This window comes from Roseomonas sp. TAS13, assembly GCF_001950415.1.
Lineage (GTDB): Bacteria > Pseudomonadota > Alphaproteobacteria > Acetobacterales > Acetobacteraceae > Roseomonas > Roseomonas mucosa.
Genome location: NZ_BDLP01000384.1, coordinates 1 through 3,937, shown reverse-complemented (window position 1 = coordinate 3,937; position 3,937 = coordinate 1). Strand labels below are relative to the sequence as shown.

At 73.4% G+C, this 3,937-nt stretch carries 4 protein-coding genes; all 4 read right to left on the bottom strand.

Annotated elements, in window-relative coordinates:
- Positions 1 to 267 precede the first annotated feature (267 nt).
- On the bottom strand, positions 268 to 1,551 hold the full coding sequence (gene otnK / locus ROTAS13_RS20605) for a 3-oxo-tetronate kinase (protein ID WP_075823268.1): 1,284 nt from the start codon (positions 1,549 to 1,551) through the stop codon (positions 268 to 270).
- A 33-nt stretch (positions 1,552 to 1,584) separates the two neighbouring features.
- Entirely contained in the window at positions 1,585 to 2,451 is an 867-nt protein-coding gene (locus ROTAS13_RS20600) for a trans-aconitate 2-methyltransferase (protein WP_058389984.1), read from the bottom strand.
- Entirely contained in the window at positions 2,448 to 3,488 is a 1,041-nt protein-coding gene (locus ROTAS13_RS20595) for a glycosyltransferase family 4 protein (protein ID WP_058389983.1), read from the bottom strand. Before ROTAS13_RS20595 ends, ROTAS13_RS20600 begins: the two co-directional genes overlap by 4 nt.
- Positions 3,485 to 3,937 (bottom strand): 6-carboxytetrahydropterin synthase (locus tag ROTAS13_RS20590; protein ID WP_253187725.1); only part of this gene is annotated, 453 nt, incomplete at its 5' end. The genes ROTAS13_RS20595 and ROTAS13_RS20590, both read right to left, overlap by 4 nt.

The following is a 3,937-nucleotide window of genomic DNA, read 5'->3' as shown; positions in this document are numbered from 1 at the left end:
GCCAAGCCGGCCGCCGCCGAGACCAACACGCGCTCCGAGGCCGCGAAGAAGGCCGCCGCGACGCGTGCGCGCCGCAAGGCAGAGGCCGCCGCGGTGGTGACGACGCCGGAGCCGGTGATGGACCTGCCGCCTGTCGTCGCCAATGACGGCGAGCCGCAGGAGGATTAAGGCAAAGCGCCTGACGGGCGGGAGCGGCCTTTCCGGGCGGCCCCGCTCCCGAGGCCGATGAAGCCAGGGGCGCCGCGGCGATGCGGCGCCCCTTCTTCGTCAGGACATGCTGTCGAAGGCGCGCAGGAACATGTCGCGCCCGCCGGAACTGCCGGATTTCAGCGCAAGGTGCAGGCCGGCGGGCTCGGCATAGGTCCAGGGGACGTCAGGCGCGATCTCGCCGCCGATGCGCAGGCTCCGCACACCCAGGCGCCGCACCACGGCGCCCGAGCTTTCCCCGCCCGCCACGACGATCCGGCCGGCGCCGCGTTCCACCAGCCCCGCCGCGATCGCGGCCAATGCCTCCTCCACCATCGCGCCCGCCGCCTCGCGCCCCAGGCGCCGCTGCAGCAACGCCACGCGGCCGGGCATGGCGGAGGCGGCGATCACCACAGGACGGTCCTCCCGCAGCTTGCCATCCACCCAGGCGAGCGCGCCTGCCACCATCGCCGGGCCGTCCTGCGCCAGCGGGTCGAGTTCCAGCACCGGCACGTGGTCGCGCGCGAAGCCGATCTGCCCCAGCGTCGCGCGGGAGCAGGAACCCGCCAGCACCGCGCAATGCCCCCGCATGGGCGGCAAGGCATCGGCATCGCCGCGCGGCGGCAGCAGCCCGGCGCGGCGGAAATTCTCCGGCAGGCCCATGGCGACGCCGGAGCCGCCAACGAGCAGCGGATGCGCCGCCGCGGCCTCGCCGATCGCCACCAGATGCGCGTCGGTCAGCGCGTCGAGGATGGCGTAGCGCCGGCCGGATTCCGCGAGGCGTGTCATGGCCTGGCGGATCGCCCCCGCACCCTGTTCCACCGTGCTGAAGCCCACCAGCCCGACACCGCCATCCGTCTGGCGCGACAGCACGCGCACCAAGTCGGGATCGCGCATCGGGGTGAGGGGATGGTCCTGCATCCCGCTCTCGCTGAGCAGCCGGCTGCCGACGAAGAGATGTCCCTGGTACACGGTGCGGCCATTCGCCGGAAAGGCTGGGCAGGCAAGGGCGAAGCCCCCCTGGAGGCGCCGCAGCAGCGCATCCGCCACCGGGCCGATATTGCCCGCATCGGTGCTGTCGAAGGTGGAGCAGACCTTGAACAGGATCTGGCGCGCGCCCGCCGCCAGCAGGGCCTCCAGCGCCGCCAGGGACTGCGCCACCGCCTCCGGAGCGGGGATGGCGCGGGATTTCAGTGCCACCACCACGGCATCGGCGTCATGGCCGGCCCCGGCGAGCGGCGCCTCCGGCACACCGATCACCTGGACGGTGCGCATGCCATGGCGCACCAGCATGGAGGCGAGGCCGGTCGCTCCGGTGAAGTCATCCGCAATGCAGCCCAGAAGAACAGGCTTCGGAAGGGGCATGGTGCAGTCTCCTCGGTGCGAGGGGGCGTTGGATCAGCCTGCGGCGGGAACCGCCAGCAGGTCGCGATGCCCGATCACCGCCCGCAGGCGATGCTGCCGCCACTGGCAGCTGCGGGCCTCGGTCCAGGCCTCCATGCGGCGCGGCTGCCGCAGATGGGCGCTCGCCGCATCGGCATGGCCGAGCATCAGCTCCAGCAGCAGCTCGCGATGGCGCCGGGGGCCGAGTTCCCAGGGCGATCCCGCCTGCTCCACGGCAAAGCCGCGCGCGGCGAAGGCGCGTGCCGCCGCCGCCGTGGCCCGGGCGCCCAGCGCCGGCCCGTCGAAGCCCTTGTCGCGCCGCTGGTCGCGCCGGAAGCCCTGCGCCACCACGCCATCATAGGGATTCGGCGGCAGGAAGCGGTCACGCCCGTCCACGGTCATGGCGGCGTAGAAGGGGCATTCGACCACATCAGCCAGATCCTCCAGCCAGTCCTCGGAAACGAGGTCCAGCAGCGCGGAGCAGACCACCGCATCGGCACCGCGCTTCGGCAGCCAGTCCGGCGCATCGGCGAGATCGGCGATCAGTCCCTCCACCCGCCAGGCGCCGCCGGGCGCGTGCACCAGCAGGGTCCGCTTGTTCGGGGCACTCACTGTCAGGCCGATGCCCTCCGCGCGGCGGGCGATGGTGTCGAAGGCCTCCTCCACCAGCGCGGCATCGCCATCCACCAGCGTCCAGGCCTGCGCGCCGCCGACCCGCGGGGCCAGCCAGCGGAACAGGCTGCCGGTGCCGGCGCCGAGATCGACCAGATGCGGCCGCTTCGGCAGCAGGGAGACGAGGCATTCCGCCAGCGCGGGGTCGCGCGCCCAGGCGTCGGCAGGCTCGCGCAGCGCCAGCCAGGTGGCGTCGAAGCTCTCGCTCACGCCGCGCCCTCCACCAGCCCGGCGAAGGCATCGGCGCGGTCTTCCCAGCGCGGCAGCCGCTGCCCGGCGGCCCAGGAGGCGTCGGCCATCTTCCGCCGCAGCGAACGGTCGAAGATCACGCGCCGCATCGCCTTGGAGAGGCTGGCGAAATCGCCCGGCGGCGAAGCGACGCCGGCGCCGGGCGGCATCAGCTCCGCCAGCGCACCGCCCTTGGTGATCGCCAGCGGCAGCCCGCGTGCCATCGCCTCGGCCACCGCCATGCCATAGCCCTCCCAGTGCGAGGCAAGCGCGAAGACGTCGCTGCGGGCATAGAGCGCCTCCAGCGCCGCGCCGGTTACCGGCCCGGCGAAGGTGACGCGTTCCTCCAGCTCCAGCTCCTTCGCCAGCGCGCGCAGCGCGGCGGCGCAGGCGGGGTCGGCATCCGGCCCGGCGATGGTCAGGTGCCAGTCGAGGTCCATGAGCCGCGCCACGGCGCGCAGCAGCACGTCATGCCCCTTGCGTGGCACGAGCACGCCGACGGCGAGGAGCTGGCAGGTCTCGCCGCCCGATCCGGCGGCACGCGGCGCCGGATCGGTGCCCGGCTCCACCACCGCGACGCGCCCGGGTTCCACGCCGAATTTGCGCGGCAGGCTTTCGGCGGTCAGCGGCGAGGTGGCGACGAGGCGCGAGAGGCGCGGATAGAGGATCTCCTCGCGGCGCCGAAGCTCCGCGCGGGTGGCGTCGTCATGGCCCGTCTCGATGCAGGTGGGATGGTGGATCAGCCCGATGGCGCCGCGCGCCGCCAGATCCTCCGCCAGCGGCGCGAAGGCGGGAAGGCCGAGGCTGTCCAGCACGATCCGCTCTTCCGCCGCGCAGGCGGCGAGTGCCTCGCGCGCGGAGGCTTCCGCCGCCGTGTCGGGCATCGGGTGCCGGCCGGCGAGCTCCACCACGCGCACCGCATGGCCACGCTCGCGCAGCCCGGCGGTGATGCGGCGGTCATAGCCGTAGCCGCCGCTCACCGCGTCGAAAGGGGCGGGGACGAGGAAGGCGATGTTCATGCCACCGCGCCTTCATAGGCGGCCCAGGCCAGCGGGCTCTCGCGCAGCAGGATCTTCAGCGACTGTACGGCGCGTCCGCCATCGCCGAGCTTCCCGTCCCGCAGGGCGGCCGAGAGCAGCCCGTGGATATGCGCGCAAAGGAATTCCGTGGTGGTGTTCTGCCCGGCCAGCTCCGGCACCTCGTCGAGGTTGCGGTAATCCAGCCCGTCCAGGATGCGGCGCAGCTCGACCCGCGCGGCGGCGATGTCCACCAGCAGGTTCGCGCCATCCAGCCGCGCGGCGCGGAACTCCGCCTCCACGACGAAGGTGGCGCCATGGACGCGCTGGGCGGGGCCGAATTCCTCGCCGCGAAAGGAATGGGCGATCATGATATGGTCGGCGACGGTCAGGCTGTACACGCGGAAGGAGCCTCCAGGCAAAGGGGCGGCGGTGTGGCCGGGGTTGCGGGC

What these genes read in the sequence shown, in the direction of transcription:
- otnK (WP_075823268.1), bottom strand. Translation starts at nt 1,551, where the DNA reads ATGCCCCTTCCGAAGCCTGTTCTTCTGGGCTGCATTGCGGATGACTTC.
- ROTAS13_RS20595 (WP_058389983.1), bottom strand. Translation starts at nt 3,488, where the DNA reads ATGAACATCGCCTTCCTCGTCCCCGCCCCTTTCGACGCGGTGAGCGGC.